This window comes from Pseudomonas sp. LFM046, from assembly GCF_000949385.2.
Classification (GTDB): Bacteria; Pseudomonadota; Gammaproteobacteria; order Pseudomonadales; family Pseudomonadaceae; genus Metapseudomonas.
The window spans coordinates 4,526,545-4,542,544 of the sequence record NZ_JYKO02000001.1; the positions used below are offsets into that span (position 1 = coordinate 4,526,545).

19 protein-coding genes are annotated in these 16,000 nt (G+C 64.7%); 9 read left to right on the plus strand and 10 right to left on the minus strand.

Translation table 11 applies throughout. From position 1 onward, the window contains the following. Entirely contained in the window at positions 1-480 is a 480-nt protein-coding gene (locus TQ98_RS20770; RefSeq protein WP_044873847.1) for a TlpA disulfide reductase family protein, read from the minus strand. A 30-nt stretch (positions 481-510) separates the two neighbouring features. On the opposite strand from TQ98_RS20770, the gene TQ98_RS20775 reads away from it, so the two are divergent. Further along, the gene (locus TQ98_RS20775; protein WP_044873846.1) at positions 511-1,917 is read left to right on the plus strand and encodes a PilZ domain-containing protein; all 1,407 of its coding nucleotides are present in this window, start codon (positions 511-513) and stop codon (positions 1,915-1,917) included. 120 nt (positions 1,918-2,037) lie between these two features. Continuing rightward, positions 2,038-2,427, plus strand: a complete 390-nt coding sequence (locus TQ98_RS20780) for a hypothetical protein (RefSeq protein ID WP_044873845.1) — start codon at positions 2,038-2,040, stop codon at positions 2,425-2,427. 6 nt (positions 2,428-2,433) lie between these two features. Here the strand turns inward: TQ98_RS20780 and TQ98_RS20785 are convergent, their stop codons facing one another. Next, a complete protein-coding gene (locus TQ98_RS20785; RefSeq protein WP_044874136.1) occupies positions 2,434-2,625 on the minus strand; it encodes a hypothetical protein in 192 nt (63 codons plus the stop codon). Between the two features lie 136 nt (positions 2,626-2,761). Beyond that, positions 2,762-3,982, minus strand: a complete 1,221-nt coding sequence (locus TQ98_RS20790) for a virulence factor BrkB family protein (protein ID WP_044873844.1) — start codon at positions 3,980-3,982, stop codon at positions 2,762-2,764. A 123-nt stretch (positions 3,983-4,105) separates the two neighbouring features. Here TQ98_RS20790 and arsC point away from each other — a divergent pair, with 123 nt between their 5' ends. The 3 genes from arsC to TQ98_RS20805 are packed head-to-tail and all read left to right on the plus strand — an operon-like array spanning position 4,106 to position 5,461. Continuing rightward, positions 4,106-4,459: an arsenate reductase (glutaredoxin) gene (gene arsC / locus TQ98_RS20795; RefSeq protein WP_044873843.1), complete on the plus strand. Its 354-nt coding sequence runs from the start codon at positions 4,106-4,108 to the stop codon at positions 4,457-4,459. Next, positions 4,456-5,061 carry an NAD(P)H:quinone oxidoreductase gene (gene wrbA, locus TQ98_RS20800; protein WP_044873842.1) on the plus strand — a complete coding sequence of 202 codons (606 nt, stop codon included), beginning with the start codon at positions 4,456-4,458 and terminating at the stop codon, positions 5,059-5,061. The genes arsC and wrbA overlap by 4 nt, the downstream gene beginning before the upstream one ends. Beyond that, a complete protein-coding gene (locus TQ98_RS20805) occupies positions 5,054-5,461 on the plus strand; it encodes a DUF2069 domain-containing protein (protein WP_044873841.1) in 408 nt (135 codons plus the stop codon). The genes wrbA and TQ98_RS20805 overlap by 8 nt, the downstream gene beginning before the upstream one ends. Before the next feature lie 64 nt (positions 5,462-5,525). On the opposite strand, the gene hda is transcribed toward TQ98_RS20805, so the two are convergent. From hda to TQ98_RS20825, 4 genes are read right to left on the minus strand one after another with little or no spacing between them, the layout of a single operon-like run. Then, complete coding sequence (hda, locus tag TQ98_RS20810; protein ID WP_044873840.1) at positions 5,526-6,230, minus strand: DnaA regulatory inactivator Hda; 705 nt, start codon at positions 6,228-6,230, stop codon at positions 5,526-5,528. Continuing rightward, complete coding sequence (locus TQ98_RS20815; RefSeq protein WP_044873839.1) at positions 6,227-7,321, minus strand: AI-2E family transporter; 1,095 nt, start codon at positions 7,319-7,321, stop codon at positions 6,227-6,229. Before TQ98_RS20815 ends, hda begins: the two co-directional genes overlap by 4 nt. A gap of 1 nt (position 7,322) precedes the next feature. Further along, entirely contained in the window at positions 7,323-7,871 is a 549-nt protein-coding gene (gene pgsA, locus TQ98_RS20820; RefSeq protein ID WP_044873838.1) for a CDP-diacylglycerol--glycerol-3-phosphate 3-phosphatidyltransferase, read from the minus strand. A gap of 38 nt (positions 7,872-7,909) precedes the next feature. After that, complete coding sequence (locus TQ98_RS20825; RefSeq protein WP_044873837.1) at positions 7,910-8,956, minus strand: DUF2066 domain-containing protein; 1,047 nt, start codon at positions 8,954-8,956, stop codon at positions 7,910-7,912. Between the two features lie 230 nt (positions 8,957-9,186). Here TQ98_RS20825 and purM point away from each other — a divergent pair, with 230 nt between their 5' ends. The 4 genes from purM (at position 9,187) to TQ98_RS20845 (ending at position 12,075) form a co-directional block, all read left to right on the plus strand. Then, positions 9,187-10,245 (plus strand): phosphoribosylformylglycinamidine cyclo-ligase, encoded by a 1,059-nt coding sequence (gene purM / locus TQ98_RS20830; RefSeq protein ID WP_044873836.1) that lies wholly within the window; start codon positions 9,187-9,189, stop codon positions 10,243-10,245. Then, complete coding sequence (purN, locus tag TQ98_RS20835; RefSeq protein WP_044873835.1) at positions 10,245-10,898, plus strand: phosphoribosylglycinamide formyltransferase; 654 nt, start codon at positions 10,245-10,247, stop codon at positions 10,896-10,898. Before purM ends, purN begins: the two co-directional genes overlap by 1 nt. A gap of 11 nt (positions 10,899-10,909) precedes the next feature. After that, positions 10,910-11,626 (plus strand): DUF3108 domain-containing protein, encoded by a 717-nt coding sequence (locus TQ98_RS20840; protein ID WP_044873834.1) that lies wholly within the window; start codon positions 10,910-10,912, stop codon positions 11,624-11,626. Between the two features lie 173 nt (positions 11,627-11,799). After that, positions 11,800-12,075 carry a Rho-binding antiterminator gene (locus TQ98_RS20845; RefSeq protein WP_044873833.1) on the plus strand — a complete coding sequence of 92 codons (276 nt, stop codon included), beginning with the start codon at positions 11,800-11,802 and terminating at the stop codon, positions 12,073-12,075. A gap of 150 nt (positions 12,076-12,225) precedes the next feature. Here the strand turns inward: TQ98_RS20845 and TQ98_RS20850 are convergent, their stop codons facing one another. The 3 genes from TQ98_RS20850 to relA all read right to left on the minus strand — a co-directional run bounded on the left by TQ98_RS20850 (position 12,226) and on the right by relA (position 15,958). Further along, a complete protein-coding gene (locus tag TQ98_RS20850) occupies positions 12,226-12,765 on the minus strand; it encodes a DUF2058 domain-containing protein (RefSeq protein WP_044873832.1) in 540 nt (179 codons plus the stop codon). A 21-nt stretch (positions 12,766-12,786) separates the two neighbouring features. Further along, positions 12,787-13,617, minus strand: a complete 831-nt coding sequence (gene mazG, locus TQ98_RS20855; RefSeq protein WP_044873831.1) for a nucleoside triphosphate pyrophosphohydrolase — start codon at positions 13,615-13,617, stop codon at positions 12,787-12,789. A gap of 94 nt (positions 13,618-13,711) precedes the next feature. Next, positions 13,712-15,958: a GTP diphosphokinase gene (gene relA / locus TQ98_RS20860; RefSeq protein WP_044873830.1), complete on the minus strand. Its 2,247-nt coding sequence runs from the start codon at positions 15,956-15,958 to the stop codon at positions 13,712-13,714. Positions 15,959-16,000: the final 42 nt, after the last annotated feature.

The window sequence follows — 16,000 nt, forward strand, 5'->3', positions numbered from 1 at the left end:
CTAGCTCCCCTTGCGCAGTTGTTCAAGGCGCGCGGTCAGGCCCGCGGCATTCTGCTCACCCAGCAAGCGCTCTCGCATTTTGCCCTGGGCATCGATGATGTAGGTGACCGGAAGCGCTTCGCTGCGAGGAAGGTCATAGCGCTTGGAGGGGTCCTCGGCCAGCACGGTGAACTGGATGCCCATCTTCTTCGCGGCCGCGCCAAGCTCCTCGCCCTGCAGCCCGTCGAAGTTGACGCCCAGCACTTTCACACCCTTGTCCTTCTGTTGCTCCGCAAATGCGTTGAGCTCGGGGATTTCCGTACGGCATGGCGCACACCATTCGGCCCAGTAATTGATCACCAGCCACTGGCCTTCGAGGCGCTCAACCGCTACCTTCTGTCCATTCTGGTCGACGCCTACGTCGTCCGAGCAACTGGCCAGGAACAAACCGGCCCCCATCAGTGCGAACACCCCTATTACAGCCTGGAGTCGCAATCCCATGCATTCGGTCCTCGTGTACGCGGGGTTGATATGACACTGGATGCCCTGCGCCTGGAGGTACCGGACATCCTGGAAGCGAACAGCACTCCATTGGCAAGCGTGCCCACGCTCCTCGCGGAGGCCCGCCGACTCCCTCAGGATAGTGCCGTACAGCAGGTTCTGGAGCTTTTGTTCAAGCTCAACCGTAGCGCGCTGACCTTACTCGAAAGGCAACGCGTGCTGCAAAGCTTCAGCGAGGAGTTCCGCCACTACGCCAGGGCCTGGCAGGACCGAGCCACACCACCAGCGCTCTTCATCACGCTTTGCAATGAACTGGCCAGCGGGTTCAAGCGCCTGCTGCTGCAGATCCTTCAAGGCCACCAGCCCTCGCGCCCGCACATGGCCTGGTGCCTCTACATGGCCCAGCACTTCCTCGCCCAGACGCAGCTACGCCACTACCAGGGCTATCAGGAACCCAACCCACGACTCTGGCGTGACAGCCACCTGTTGTACTGGATCGGTGAACACCAGAACTGCCTGGACGAACCGGTGGCCGCAGCCTTCCACCCGACCCCGGCCAACACCCTGCGCGGGCTCTACCAGCAGATGCTGCTCCTGGCCCTGAGCAACCCATTTCACCTCAGCGAGGGCGAATGCACGCTGCTGTTCGGTGCGCTCGCCCCGATCGCCGGCCTGGCTCGATTGATACCGTGGGACGAGGACGACGAAAACGGCAGCCCGACCGTCGATCTCACCGAGTCCCAGCCCTGTCTGCCGCAGGACCAGCGTCCCGACGGCGCCGATGCCTACTTGCGTCGGTTGGAACTGGGTGCCCTGCTGATCGCCCTGCACGATCCCGCGCCTCTGCGCAGTGAAAGCGAACGGGCGCTGCTGGAGCGGGTCCGACCGCATTGGCTGGGACGCCAGCAACGCCGCCACCCACGCACCGAGCAATCGGGCAACTGCGAGTTGGTGGTGGGGCTGCCCGCCATCCATGCCGACCTGCTTGCGCAGCATCCAGGTCGCAGCGAAGCGCAGTTCCTGGACGCCAGCCCCGGGGGTACCCGCCTGTTGTGCCAAGGCGATCTGGGCAACCAGCTGCCAGTGGGGCAACTGGTGCTGGTGCAGACCCAGAGCAGCCCGGTACTTGCCCTGGTGCGCTGGCGCTACCAGAACACCGAAGGCCTGCATCTCGGCCTGCGTTATCTCAAGGGCCTGCCGCGCCCCGTCTGGCTGCGCCGCACCCCCAGCGCCCAGACCCACCCCGGTGTACTGCAAAGCACACCAGACCCCGGCAACGGCTGGCATCACGGCCTCTGGCTGCCCTGCAAGCAATTCGTCGAAGGGGAAAACCTCTGGCTGCAATTGGCCAGCGTGCACAACCAGGCCATCGTGCCACTGCCTGAAGCCAACCTCTGCACCTCCCTGGTGGCTCGCTACCCCCTGCAGCTCGCCTGAGTGATCAAACTGCGAGGCCGGTCACGTCGCCCTGTGGTGAAGGCGCACAGTTCGGAGGGGAATGGCTGCTTATAATCCTGGGACATCGGTACGAACGTACCCTCCCAGCCTGGACGCCCCATGCAGCAGCAAGACAACCTGATCGGCCCGGTCCCCGCCCGCGTCGTCGAAGTTGCCCGCTCCACCCTCACGCCCTTCGAGGGCCGGGTGGCGGATTTCAATGTGGCGAGCTGGCTGCATTTGCCGGGTATGGCGGATCTGCCGGTGTCCCTGCTGGTGAACTACATGGATGGAGAGCAGCGCCGCGAGGTAACCGTCGACCACGGTCGGCTCAATTCCAAGGGCAAGATCCTGCTGGCTGGCGTTGCCCGCCTCCCGTTCAAGCACAAGATCGTGCAGATGCAGGTGCACCTGCGCTGCGCCGTGCCGGTCCAGGGACTGGTGGTGGAAGAGCTCTTCGTACAGGCGGTGGAACTGGCGGCGCCCGCCCAACGCCAGGCGCGCGCCTGACGCCTCTCAGCCGGGCAACGCCCGGCTGGCCTCCATCGCCGGCAGCTCGACGCCGTCGTCTTTTTCCTGCACGGTCGCTGGAGCCAGGGATTCCGGCCAGTGACGGAAATTCAGCCCGGTCACCCGGTTCAATCCTTCCAGCGCCCGTTGCGGTACGCGTTCGTGCAGGTGGATCAGTTTGTCTTGCGCGGTTCCCATCGCCTTCATCCCCTGGCCATCAGAATGATGGCCTCTTCCCTGTAGTGCCATAAACATGCCAACCCCACGGGCCCGACACTTCACCACCCCAGATCGGCTCCAGCCTCTCCGCCCCCTCATCGACTGACAAATTTCGTCAGTCGTTTCCCGGCTTGAGCCATTGAGCCAGGCTGCCGCCGAACAACGCCTGCTGCTCCTCCTGAAGGAGTTCCAGGGCCTTGCGCAGCGGCGGATACCAATCCTCGTCCAGATGCTCCGGCAACTGGCTCAGTCTCGGCAACGGCCAGGGCATGTGAACCAGCAGTTGGTAAAGACTGTAGCCGCTGAGGTCGCGGCAGAGCACCCAGGACCCGCCAGCGGCCCGGCAGACCAGATGCTGGCCCTCCAGCAACTCCAGCAGCTCTAGCCATTCGTCTTCCGGCAGGTGCCAGCCGGCACGCTGAACATCCAGATGACGCACCGGCATGCCGCGCATCTGGCGATCGTGGAACACCCTCAGGATGCCCATCATCACCAGCAGTCGCGGTAGCGCCCGGCGACGCCAGTGCCAGGGCGTGGACAGGTTGCACACCAGCTCGGCGCCTAACAGCACGATCACCCAGGAAAGATAGATCCACAGCAGGAACAGCGGCACTGTTGCGAAAGCACCGTAGATCAGTTGATACCCCGGAAAGAAACTGACGTAGAGGCCGAACAGCGCTTTTGCCGCCTCGAACAGCAGCGCAGCGAAGGTGCCACCCGCCAGGGCGTGGCGCACCGGCACCCGGGCATTGGGCACCGCGGCGTAGATCAGCGTGAACGCGGCAATGCTCGACAACAGCGGCATGAACCCCAGGAGGGTCTGGGCACCGATCAAGGCATCCGGACCGGAGATCAGGGAAAGCGAGGTGATGTAGGTACTGACTGCAAATCCCGCCCCCAGCAGCAACGGGCCGAGACTGAGCATGGCCCAGTAGAGCAGAAAGCTGTAGACGCCGCGTCGAGGCTGGCGTACCCGCCATATGGTGTTGAAGGCCTTCTCGATGGTCACCAGCATCATGAACGCGGTCACCACCAGCAGCCCGACGCCCACCCAGGTCAGGTGCCGGGCCTGCACGGTGAAAGCACGCAGGTACTCCTGCAGGGCCTCCCCGGTGGAGGGCACGAAATTGTGGAAGATGAAGCTCTGGATCTGCTCGCCGGTGCCCTGGAAGGCGGGAATGGCCGACAGCATGGTGAAGGTCACCGTCATCATCGGCACAACCGCGAACAGGCTGGTGTAGGTCAACGCCGCAGCGCTGTTGGTGCCACGATCGGCGATGAACCTCTGCAGCAGGAAGCGCCAGAATTCGACGGTGTCGGTGAGGCGTTGGCGCATTCCTTCTCCTTGATTCGGTTCTGCCCGGCCTGGGCCACAGACCGCAAGCGCGGTCCACGGTTCAGGACTGCCTCACGACGCGGTTAGAATAGCCGCCTCGACCAAGCCCATGCGACCCCCGACATGACCGAACTGACCCTCTACCACAACCCGCGTTGCTCCAAATCCCGCGGTGCCCTGGAACTGCTCGAAGCCCGTGGCCTGGCCCCCACCATCGTGCGCTACCTGGAAACGCCGCCCAGCGCCGCCGAGCTGCGCGACCTGCTGGTCAAGCTGGGCATTTCCGCCCGCCAGCTGCTGCGCACCGGCGAGGACGAGTACAAGGCACTGAACCTGGACGACGCCAGCCTCTCCGAAGAGCAGCTGATCGCCGCCATGGTGGCCCATCCGAAGCTGATCGAACGGCCCATCCTGATCGCTGGCAACAAGGCCGTGGTTGGCCGTCCGCCGGAGAAGGTGCTGGAGATCCTTCCTTGAGCACGCCCTACATCCTGATCCTCTACTACAGCCGCCACGGCTCCACTGCGGAGATGGCCCGGCAGATCGCCCGTGGTGTCGAACTGGCCGGCCTGGAAGCGCGCCTGCGCACCGTGCCGGCAGTGTCTACCGAATGTGAAGCGGTGGCCCCGGACATTCCCGCTGACGGCCCCCTCTACGCCACCCTGGATGACCTGCGCCACTGCGCCGGCCTGATCCTCGGCAGCCCTACCCGCTTCGGCAATATGGCCGCCCCTCTCAAGTACTTCCTCGACGGCACCAGCAGCCTCTGGCTGACCGGTGAACTGGTGGGCAAGCCGGCGGCCGTGTTCACCTCCACCGCCAGCCTGCACGGCGGCCAGGAAACCACCCAGATTTCCATGCTGCTGCCCCTGCTGCACCACGGCATGCTGATCACCGGCCTGCCCTACAGCGAACCGGCGCTGCTGGAAACCCGTGGCGGCGGCACGCCCTACGGCGCCAGCCACCATGCCGGGGCGGACGGCAAACGCCCGCTGGACGAACACGAGACCACCCTCTGCCGCGCCCTCGGCCAGCGCGTGGCGCAGATCGCCCAACGCCTGGAGACTCCGCGTGGCTAGAAAACCCAAGCAACTTCCTGAACTGGCCTGGCTGGCCCCGCGCATGAACGCCAGCCGCGTGGTCAGCCTGGCGAGTTTCCTCGCCCTGGCCCTGCTCCTGACGATGAGCACCCTGTTCCTCGCCGACCTGCACGGCGCGCGGACCTGGGTGGTCCTGACGATCCAGCTGGTGCCCCTGGCCCTGCTCACCCCCGGCATGATCCTCGGTAACGCCCGCGCCCACGCCTGGACCTGCTTCGTGGTGAACCTCTACTTCATCCAGGGCGTCCTCGCCGCCATCGACCCGGCCCGCGCACTGGTGGGCTGGCTGGAGGCCGGGCTCAGCTTGCTGCTGTTCTGCGCGGCGCTGCTCTACACGCGCTGGCGCTTCCAGTACAACCGCAAGCTCGCCGGGGAGTGATGCTCCGTCGAAAATGAAAAAGCCCGGATTGATCCGGGCTTTTTTGTAGGGGGTGGCGTTCGTGCTACCAGCCGAAGATTTCCTTGAGGAACGGAATCGTCAGCTTGCGCTGGGCCTGGAGCGAAGCCTGGTCGAGGATGTCCAGCAGGTCGAACAGCAGGTTCATGCTGCGCGGGCCACGGGTCAGGATGAAACGTCCGACTTCATCGGTCAGGTGCAAGCCTCGGCGCGAGGCGCGCAATTGCAGGGCGCGGAGCTTGTCCTCGTCGGACAGCGCATGGAGCTGGAACACCAGCGCCAGGGTCAGGCGCGACTTGAGGTCCGGCAGCTTCACGCCCAGCTCGCGAGGCGACTTGCTGGCCGACAACAGCAGCTTGCGGCCGGCATCCCGCAGGCGATTGAACAGGTGGAACAGCCCTTCTTCCCACTCCGGGCGCCCGGCCAGGGCATGCAGGTCGTCCAGGCAGACCAGCTCGCACTGCTCCAGATTGTCGAAGACTTCCGGGCCGTAGTGCACAAGTTCGTCCATGGGCAGGTAGATGGCCTGCTCGTCGCGCTGTTCGAAGCGCAGGCAAGCGGCCTGAAGCAGGTGGCTGCGTCCTGCACCCTCGCCGCCCCAGAGATAGATCAGGCTCTCGGTCCAGCCGGCATCGGGCTCGCACAAGCGCTCGACATAGCCGAGGGCCGCGGCATTGGCGCCGGGATAGAAGTTGGCGAAGGTGGCGTCGTCACGCAAACGCACACTCAGGGGAAGCTGGATCGGTGTCATGCCGTACTGGGAGGGTCGTCGGGACCGCTACTCGACTGTCCGTAAAGGTCGGAAAGTTTATAGAAATCATGCGCATGGCGCAGCAAAACCATGATAATCGCCGCCACAGGCAGGGCCAGGAGCACGCCAGTGAAGCCAAATAGCTGGCCGCCGGCGAGTATCGCAAAGATCACCGCCACTGGGTGCAGGCCAATACGATCGCCCACCAGCAGCGGCGTCAGCAGCATACCTTCGAGCAATTGCCCCACGGTGAAGACGGCGACTACGCCGATAAGCGGATAGAGCTCAAAGCCACCGAACTGGAAGAGCGTGGCGATCAGCGCGGCGCCGAAACCGACCACGAAGCCCATGTAGGGCACGATACTGGCCAGGCCCGCCAGCAGGCCTATCAGAAGCCCCAGGTCCAGGCCGACCAGCATCAGGCCGACGGCGTAGATCAGGCCCAACGCCAGCATCACCAGCAACTGGCCGCGCAGGAAAGCACCCAGCACTTCATGGCATTCAGCCACCAGTCCGACGATGTACGACTCGCGGCTGCGCGGCAGCAGGCCACGGAGCTTGCTCACCATCAGGTCCCAGTCCCGCAGCAGGTAGAAACCCACCACCGGAATCAGCAGGAGGTTGCCCAACCAAGCCACCAGCGCCAGGCCAGACGCGGTGACGCTGGCCAGCAGGGTGCTGGCGATGTCGGTGGTCTGGCCGAGGTTGCCACCCAGCACCGCCTTGAGCCTGTCGAAGCGCCAGAAATCCTGGGGCAGTCCCAGCCTGACCTGAACCCAGGGCTGCGCGCTGTGCTGCAACCAGTCGAGCATCTGCGGCGCCACTTCGTAGAGCCGCAGCAGCTGGCGACCGAGCATCGGCAGCAGCACCAGCAGCAGAGCGAGGAGGATCACGCCGAACAGGCCGAACACCAGCACCACGCCCCAGGTGCGTGACAAACCCAGGCGTTCCAGCCGATCTACCAGCGGATCGCCCAGATAGGCCATCAGCATGCCCACCAGGAACGGCGATAACACGGGGTGCAAGTGATAAACCAGCCACCCCACGAACAGGAACCCACCCAGCCACAGCCAGCGACGCGAATCGGTCATTTCAAGCCCTCATCCTTGCATAGCGAAATTTCCGACCCCAGTCCCAGACGTAATGGGCTCCGCTGCAGAGCGTCACCAGCACCACCAGCCAGATCAGTGGGCCGCGTACCGGGGCCAGCACCGGCGCCAGGCTCAGTTCCACCAGCAGGCTCAGTACCAGGATCATCTGCAGCAATGTGCTCAGTTTACCCAGCCGGCTCGGTGCGAACTCGGCCGGCCCAACCAGCGCGCGGAACAGCCCGGCGCCCGCGAGGATCGCCAGGTCCCGCAGGAAAACCACCAGGGTCAGCCACACAGGCAGAACCTGGGTGACGGTCAGGCAGATGAAGCTGGTCACCAGCAGCAGCTTGTCGGCAAGGGGGTCGAAAAGCGAGCCAAAGCGACTGGTCCAGCCGAAACGCCGGGCGAGAAAGCCGTCCAGGGCATCGGAACAGCCCGCCACGGCGAACAACACCAGGGCCTGGGCATGTCGATCGGACAGCAGCAACCCGGCAATGGGTAGAACCAGTGCCAGGCGCAGCAGAGTCAGCAGATTGGGCAACTGGTGCATGGCGTCCCCGTCACGGGTAGGCCAGCAGTGTACGCCCGCTACCAGTGGAAACGCAGCACGTTGTTGCGTGGCACGACCTGGGGCGCCGGTTGCGCCTGCGGAGTGCCGCTCGGGGCGGGGGCAACAGGTTCGGCCGGGGCTTCCGGCGGGGACTCCTGCAGCCCGGCAAGGGCCAGTTGGGCGCGCAATTGCTCCGGATTGGCGTTGACCTGGAACTCCAGGCGGTCGCCTTCCACCTTCAGCAGGCGTGCGTCGAAAGGTTCCAGCAGGCGCGACAGCTCGGCGTAGCGGGCGAGATCGGCGCCCTGAACTTCCAGCTCCAGATTCTGGCCGGCGCCCGGCGCCACCACAAAGCGCGGCGCGAGGCGCTGGCTCACTGCGGACAGCACGGAGTCAGCCAGTGCGGTGCTGTCGGCGGCTTCGGCGGTGCCCTGCTCGCGGCTATCGCCCAGCCACAAGCGCCACTGGGCCTGCCACTTGCCATCGACCTGGTTGGCATCCACCGCCAGCAGGGCATCGGCGCCGTAGCGCTCGGAAGCCTGGGTCAGCGCGCCGGGTTGAGCGGACGTGAGTTGCTCGGGGGTCGCCAGCAGCTGCTCATTGAGGTCCGCCAGGGGCAGGCGCAGCGGCAAACCACGGTTCTGGGCCGCCTGGCGCAGGGGTTCAGCGGACTCCTGGCCGTCGCCCACCAGGCTGTTGCTGTCCCCAGAGCGGTTCAGCCACCAGGCGAGGATCACCGGGCGATTGGCGCTCCACAGCGGGATGCCGGCCTGGCGCAGGGTGCGCTCGGTGGTCACCGGATCGAAATCCACCACCAGCACCTGCCCTTCGTAGCCGTATTGGCTGATGAGTTGCTGCGGGTCCTTGCGCACTGCCTCCAAGGCCGGGCTCTGGGCTGCCTTGGGGTCACCGGACAGGCGCTGTACCAGGGTGTCCAGGGCGCGCACCAGGGCCTGGCTACGCTCCTCCGGCTGCTGCGAAGTGACAGGTTCACGAACCTGGTAGAGGTCACTGACGGAATCAGCGTGGGCCGGCAGACCGAGCAACGACAGGCAAAGCAGGAGAGCGGAAGCGATCAGGCGCATGGCGGAGTCTCTGTGGACAAACAGGTGCAGCATAGGCGGCAATCGAAGGGCTATACCTTAAACAGCCGTCTGGTCCGGAGCAACGCACGCGTTTTTGCGCGTCTTTTCGCCGGGCACCGACCGTTGCCGATGGCCGCTACCCGGCAAGCCTGATAAAATCGCGCGCCTTCGCAAACCGGCAGCCAGACTTGCCGGTCGACCCACGATTTTCCCCCTATAGGCCTGGATTTATGAGCAAGCAACCCTCCCTGAGCTACAAGGACGCCGGTGTAGACATCGACGCTGGTGAAGCCCTGGTCGAACGCATCAAAGGCGTGGCCAAGCGCACCGCGCGCCCGGAAGTGATGGGCGGCCTGGGTGGCTTCGGCGCCCTTTGCGAAATCCCGGCCGGTTACAAGCAGCCGGTCCTGGTTTCCGGCACCGACGGTGTCGGCACCAAGCTGCGCCTGGCGCTGAACCTGAACAAGCACGACAGCATCGGCCAGGACCTGGTCGCCATGTGCGTGAACGACCTGGTGGTCTGCGGCGCCGAGCCGCTGTTCTTTCTCGACTACTACGCCACCGGCAAGCTCAACGTTGACGTAGCCGCCACCGTAGTCACCGGCATCGGCGCCGGTTGCGAACTGGCCGGCTGCTCCCTGGTGGGCGGCGAAACCGCCGAAATGCCCGGCATGTACGAAGGCGAGGACTACGACCTGGCCGGCTTCTGCGTCGGCGTGGTGGAGAAGGCCGAGATCATCGATGGTTCCAAGGTCCGCACCGGCGACACCCTGATCGCCCTGCCCTCCTCCGGCCCGCACTCCAACGGCTACTCGCTGATCCGCAAGATCATCGAAGTCAGCGGCGCCGACATCGAGCAGGTCCAGCTGGACGGCAAGCCCCTGGCCGACCTGCTGATGGCCCCGACCCGTATCTACGTCAAGCCGCTGCTGAAGCTGATCAAGGAAACCGGCGCGGTGAAGGCCATGGCCCACATCACCGGCGGCGGCCTGATCGAGAACATCCCGCGCGTACTGCCGGAAGGCGCCCAGGCCGTGCTGGACGTGGCCAGCTGGAGCCGCCCGGCGGTCTTCGACTGGCTGCAGGAAAAAGGCAACGTCGACGAAGTGGAAATGCACCGCGTGCTGAACTGCGGCGTGGGCATGGTCATCTGCGTTGCACCGGAGCAGGTTGAAGCCGCGCTGAAGGTCCTGCGCGAAGCCGGCGAACAGCCCTGGGTCATCGGTGAGATCGCCGCGGCCGCCGAAGGCGCCCAGCGTGTCGTGCTGAACAACCTGAAAAGCCACTGATGGCCGCACGCTGTGATGTGGTGGTGCTGATCTCCGGCTCCGGCAGCAACCTGCAGGCGCTGATCGACAGCACCACCGCGGCCGACCATCATCCGGCCCGCATCCGCGCGGTGATCTCCAACCGCGCCGATGCCTTCGGCCTGGAACGGGCGCAGAAGGCCGGCATCGATACCCGCGTGCTGGACCACAAGGCCTATGCCGACCGGGAAGCCTTCGATGCCGCGCTGATCGAAACCATCGACGCCTTCTCCCCGCAGTTGGTCGTACTTGCCGGGTTCATGCGCATCCTGACCCCCGGCTTCGTGCGCCACTATCAGGGGCGCCTGCTGAACATTCATCCCTCGCTGTTGCCGAAGTACAAGGGTCTGCATACTCACCAGCGCGCGCTGGAAGCCGGCGATACCGAACATGGCTGCAGCGTGCACTTCGTCACCGAGGAACTCGATGGCGGCCCTCTGGTAGTGCAGGCGGTAATCCCGGTAGAGTCAGACGACACGCCGGAAAGCCTGGCCCAGCGAGTTCATGTACAGGAACACCTGATCTACCCGTTGGCCGTGCGCTGGTTTGCCGAAGGCAGACTGTGCCTGGGCCCGAACGGCGCCAACCTTGATGGAAAAGCGTTGCCCCCTTGCGGGCAACAATTGCGTAACTAGGAGATTCGCCAATGCGTCGTGCCTTGTTGTTGCTCCTCGCCGCCTTCACCCTGCCCGCCATGTCCGCCGAGCTGAAACCCTTCGAGGCCAGCTACACCGCGGACTGGAAACAACTGCCGGTCAGTGGTACTGCCGGCCGCAGCCTGAAGCAACTCGACAACGGTCGCTGGGAACTGGACTTCGAGGCCTCCATGCTGGTGGCCAGCCTGAGCGAAGTGAGCACCTTCCGCGTCGAAAGCAATGCTTTCCTGCCCCTGACCTACCGCTTCACCCGCAGTGGTCTGGGCAAGAGCAAGCAGGTGGAGTTCGACTTCGACTGGACCCAAAAACAGATCATCGGTACCGATCGCGGCAATCAGGTGCGGCTGCCCCTGAACCGTGGCATGCAGGACAAGTCCACCTACCAGCTGGTGCTCCAGCATGACGTCGCTGACGGCAAGAAGAGCATGAGCTACCAGGTGATCGACGGCGACGAGATCGAGACCTATGACTTCCGCGTGCTGGGCGAGGAGCGCGTGCGCACCAAGGCCGGCCTGGTGGATGCCATCAAGGTCGAGCGCGTACGCGACCCCACTCAAAGCAGCCGCAAGACCGTGCTCTGGTTCGCCAAGGACTGGGATTACCTGCTGGTCCGCCTGCACCAGGTGGAAAAGGACGGCAAGGAATACCAGATCATGCTCAAGGAGGGCACGGTGGACGGCAAGCCTGTGAAAGGCCTGTCGGAGTAACGCCTCCCCCACACAAAAGACCGGGCCCAGTGCCCGGTTTTTTGTGCCCGCCTGAAAGTCGCCGAACCTTGGACAGGCCCCAATCCAGCGAAACAGGCTGATACTTGGAGGACTGCCTGGCCGTGCCAATAGCGCCTATGCTTTCCACCCGGCACGCCGCAGAGGAAACCGTTATGAACGAGGAATACCTGCCGCTCTCCTGCGACCTCTACGACTACATCGAGATCGCTTGCCTGCACCGCTACCAGCTGCATATCGAATTGGCTGGCGGCGCCCGCCTGGACGCCCGCGCCATGACCACCCTGACGACGCCGGACAAGGAAGAGTTCCTGATCGTGCAGAACGAGGGTGGGCAGGAGCGTCTGCGCCTTGACCAGATCACGGCCATCACGCCGCTGACGGAAGGGGCCAGCTTCGGGCGGGTGTTGCTGGGGAATCAGATCTGCTGAAGGCGGGGGCCGGCACGCTGTCCGCCCGGACGTAGCCCGAATGGGGTCGCTCTCCCCGGATTGCTTCCGGGCTTCGGACATCCTACGAGCTGAAATTCGCGCAAGTCTGAAATATAAAAAACCGGGCCAAGGCCCGGTTTCTTCACATCATCACCACATCAGGTCATCCGGGACCTTGTAGGCTGCGTACGGATCATCCTCATCCGGTGCTTCGGTCGGGGTGTTGAGCAGCACCACCCGGCGTGGGTCGCGCTCCTGGATACGCAGGGCCGCATCGCGCGGGATCACCTCGTAGCCGCCGCCATGGCGGACGATGGCCAGGGAGCCGCGGCTCAGCTTGTCACGCATCATGGCATTGACGGCGAGGCGCTTGACCTTCTTCTCGTCGACGAAGTTGTAGTAGTCGTCAGTGGTCAGCTTGGGCAGTCGAGTGCCTTCGATCAATTGCTTGATCTGGGCAGCGCGGGCCTTCTGGTCAGCCTTGTCCTGCTGCTGGCGGTTCAGCTCCTGGTCGCGGGCGACCTTCTCGGCCTGGGCCTGGAGGGCGGACTGGCGCAATGAGTCGTCCTTGTCCACCTGGTTTTTCTTCTCCAGGCGGGTCTGTTTCTGCTGTTGCTTGGTGGCCTGCTTGACCTGCTTTTCGTTCACCAGCCCGGCTTTCAGCAGCTGGTCGCGGAGGGAAAGGCTCATGACGGGATTCAGTCTCTCGAGTTAACAGCCAAGGCTGAGTTTTTCCTGTTTCTTGGCTTCGCCCCACAGGGCATCCAGTTCATCCAGGGTGCAATCTTCAATGGGACGCCCCGCCTCGCGCAATGCCTGCTCGATAAAGCGGAAGCGCCGGTCGAATTTGGCATTGGCGCCACGCAGGGCAGCTTCCGGGTCCACCTTGAGGTGGCGGGCCAGGTTGACCACCACGAACAGCAGATCACCCACCTCATCGGCGATGGCCTGCGGGTCATTCTCGCTCATGGCCTCCAGCACCTCGTCCAGCTCCTCACGGAGCTTGTCGATCACCGGCAGCGCCTCGGGCCAGTCGAAGCCTACCTGGGCGGCGCGCTTCTGCAGCTTGGCGGCACGGGACAGAGCCGGCAGCGCCGTGGGCACATCGTCCAGCAAGGACAACTGCTGGGGAACGGCGGCCTTCTCGGCGCGCTCCTCGGCCTTGATCTCTTCCCAGCGCTGCTTGATCGCCGCCTCTTCGAGGCGCGCCATGTCCGGAGCACCGTAGAGGTCCCCGTCAGGGAAGACGTGGGGGTGGCGACGCACCAGCTTGCGGGTGATGGCGTCTACCACGCCGGCAAACTCGAAGCGCCCCTCCTCCTTCGCCAGCTGGCTGTAATAGACGACCTGGAACAGCAGGTCCCCCAGCTCGCCGGGCAGGTGGTCGAAGTCGCCACGCTCGATGGCGTCCGCCACCTCGTAAGCCTCTTCGATGGTGTGCGGGACGATGCTCGCGTAGTCCTGCTTCAGGTCCCAGGGGCAGCCGTACTGCGGGTCGCGCAACCGGGCCATCAGGTGCAGCAGGTCGTTGAGTTGGTACATGACGGGAATCCTGTGGGGACTTTCCGTAGGTGGGTGCAGAGCGCAGCGAAGCCCAACATCATCGTTGGGCCTCGCGAGCTCGGACAAACCTACATCAGGCCGCCCGATTACGGCGAGCCTCGATGATATTGGGCAACTGCGAGATACGCGCCAGCAATCGGCCCAGGGCATCCAGCCCCGGAATCTCGATGGTCAGCAGCATCGCGGCGGTGTTGTCTTCCTTGTTGGAGCGGGTATTCACCGCCAGCACGTTGATGCGCTCGTTGAGCAGCACCTGGGACACGTCGCGCAGCAGGCCGGAGCGGTCGTAGGCGCGGATGATGATATCCACCGGATACGTCTGCACCGGTACCGGGCCCCAGCTCACCTGAATCATGCGCTCGGGCTCGCGACCGGCCAGTTGCAGCGCCGACGGGCAGTCCTGACGGTGGATGCTGACGCCACGGCCGAGGGTGATGTAGCCCACGATGGGGTCGCCCGGCAACGGCTGGCAGCAACCGGCCATCTGCGTCAGCAGGTTGCCCACGCCCTGGATCTGCACATCGCCACGCCGTCCCGGCTTGTGATGGGAAGACTTGCGCGGAATCAGCTCCAGCTGCTCGCTGTGGCCGCGCTCGGGCTCAACCAGGGCCTGGGCGGCGTTGACCACATGGGCCAGGCGCAGGTCACCCGCGCCCAGGGCCGCATGCATGTCCTCGGCGGTGCGCAGGTTGCACTTCTCCGCCAACTTCTCGAAGTCCACCGGCGGCAGCGCCAGACGCAACAGTTCGCGTTCCAGCATGGCCTTGCCGGCGGCGACGTTCTGGTCGCGTGCCTGCAGCTTGAACCAGTGGACGATCTTCGCCCGCGCCCGGGAGGTGGTGATGTAGCCCAGGTTCGGGTTGAGCCAGTCGCGACTCGGCGCGCCCTGCTTGCCGGTGATGATTTCCACCTGCTCGCCGGTCTGCAGGCTGTAGTTCAGCGGCACAATGCGGCCGTTGATCTTGGCGCCACGGCAGTTGTGGCCAATCTCGGTATGCACCCGGTAGGCGAAGTCCAGCGGCGTGGCACCCTTGGGCAGGTCGATGGCGTGGCCATCGGGGGTGAAGACGTAGACCCGATCGGGCTCGATATCCACCCGCAACTGTTCGGCCAGGCCGCCGATGTCACCCAACTCCTCGTGCCATTCGAGCACCTGACGCAGCCAGGCGATCTTCTCTTCGTAATGGTCGGAGCTGGATTTGACGTCGGTGCCCTTGTAGCGCCAGTGGGCGCAGACCCCAAGTTCGGCTTCCTCATGCTGGGCGTGGGTGCGGATCTGTACCTCCAGCACCTTGCCGTCCGGACCGATCACTGCGGTGTGCAGGGAGCGGTAGCCGTTCTCCTTGGGGTTGGCGATGTAGTCGTCGAATTCCTTGGGAATGTGGCGCCAGAGTGTGTGGACGATACCCAGCGCGGTGTAGCAGTCGCGCACCTCGGGCACCAGCACGCGCACGGCGCGCACGTCGTAGATCTGGCTGAACTGCAGGCCCTTGCGCTGCATCTTCCGCCAGATGGAGTAGATGTGTTTGGCGCGGCCGCTGATGTCGGCCTTGATACCGGTGGCGGCCAGTTCCTCGCGCAGCTGTTTCATCACATCGGCGATGTACTGCTCGCGGTCCAGGCGTCGCTCGTGGAGCAGCTTGGCGATCTGCTTGTACTGATCCGGCTCCAGGTAGCGGAAGGACAGGTCCTCCAGCTCCCACTTGATGTGGCCGATGCCGAGTCGGTGGGCCAGCGGCGCGTAGATGTCGAACACCTCGCGGGCCACGCGATGGCGCTTCTCCTCGTCGGCGTTCTTCACCTCCCGGATAGCGCAGGTACGCTCGGCCAGTTTGATCAGGGCCACACGGACGTCGTCCACCATGGCCACCAGCATCTTGCGCAGGTTCTCCACCTGGGCCTGGGCGCCGAGGACCATGGACTGGCGGGGGTTGAGGCTGGCACTGATGGCCGCCATGCGCAGCACGCCTTCGATCAGCTTGGCGACCACCGGGCCGAAACGCTGCTGCACGGCCTGCAACTGGAACTTGCCCTCGCGCACGCCACGGTAGATCACCGCGGCCACCAGGGACTCCTGATCCAGTTTCAGGTCAGCGAGAATCTCGGCGATCTCCAGGCCGGTCTGGAAGCTGGAGTTGCCTTCCGCCCAGCTGTTCTGGCCGGCCAGGGCCTGCTGTTCGGCGTCGCGGGCGAACTCGCACGCCTCCTTGAGTACCGCGCGGTCGAGCACCGGGTCGAGGCTGATGACATGGTCCAGCCACGCCTCGAGGTTGATGCTGCCGTCCGTGTTGACCGGCTGTTGCGCTCTCACCTGTACCATCTTGCCTACCTTCCCTACGACGTGAACCCCTCACGTCGAACT

Excerpts from the sequence above, each read along its gene's own strand:
- TQ98_RS20770 (WP_044873847.1), bottom strand. The coding sequence starts at position 480 with ATGGGATTGCGACTCCAGGCTGTAATAGGGGTGTTCGCACTGATGGGG.
- TQ98_RS20775 (WP_044873846.1), top strand. The coding sequence starts at position 511 with ATGACACTGGATGCCCTGCGCCTGGAGGTACCGGACATCCTGGAAGCG.
- TQ98_RS20780 (WP_044873845.1), top strand. The coding sequence starts at position 2,038 with ATGCAGCAGCAAGACAACCTGATCGGCCCGGTCCCCGCCCGCGTCGTC.
- TQ98_RS20785 (WP_044874136.1), bottom strand. The coding sequence starts at position 2,625 with ATGGGAACCGCGCAAGACAAACTGATCCACCTGCACGAACGCGTACCG.
- TQ98_RS20790 (WP_044873844.1), bottom strand. The coding sequence starts at position 3,982 with ATGCGCCAACGCCTCACCGACACCGTCGAATTCTGGCGCTTCCTGCTG.
- arsC (WP_044873843.1), top strand. The coding sequence starts at position 4,106 with ATGACCGAACTGACCCTCTACCACAACCCGCGTTGCTCCAAATCCCGC.
- hda (WP_044873840.1), bottom strand. The coding sequence starts at position 6,230 with ATGACACCGATCCAGCTTCCCCTGAGTGTGCGTTTGCGTGACGACGCC.
- TQ98_RS20815 (WP_044873839.1), bottom strand. The coding sequence starts at position 7,321 with ATGACCGATTCGCGTCGCTGGCTGTGGCTGGGTGGGTTCCTGTTCGTG.
- pgsA (WP_044873838.1), bottom strand. The coding sequence starts at position 7,871 with ATGCACCAGTTGCCCAATCTGCTGACTCTGCTGCGCCTGGCACTGGTT.
- TQ98_RS20825 (WP_044873837.1), bottom strand. The coding sequence starts at position 8,956 with ATGCGCCTGATCGCTTCCGCTCTCCTGCTTTGCCTGTCGTTGCTCGGT.
- purM (WP_044873836.1), top strand. The coding sequence starts at position 9,187 with ATGAGCAAGCAACCCTCCCTGAGCTACAAGGACGCCGGTGTAGACATC.
- purN (WP_044873835.1), top strand. The coding sequence starts at position 10,245 with ATGGCCGCACGCTGTGATGTGGTGGTGCTGATCTCCGGCTCCGGCAGC.
- TQ98_RS20840 (WP_044873834.1), top strand. The coding sequence starts at position 10,910 with ATGCGTCGTGCCTTGTTGTTGCTCCTCGCCGCCTTCACCCTGCCCGCC.
- TQ98_RS20845 (WP_044873833.1), top strand. The coding sequence starts at position 11,800 with ATGAACGAGGAATACCTGCCGCTCTCCTGCGACCTCTACGACTACATC.
- TQ98_RS20850 (WP_044873832.1), bottom strand. The coding sequence starts at position 12,765 with ATGAGCCTTTCCCTCCGCGACCAGCTGCTGAAAGCCGGGCTGGTGAAC.
- mazG (WP_044873831.1), bottom strand. The coding sequence starts at position 13,617 with ATGTACCAACTCAACGACCTGCTGCACCTGATGGCCCGGTTGCGCGAC.
- relA (WP_044873830.1), bottom strand. The coding sequence starts at position 15,958 with ATGGTACAGGTGAGAGCGCAACAGCCGGTCAACACGGACGGCAGCATC.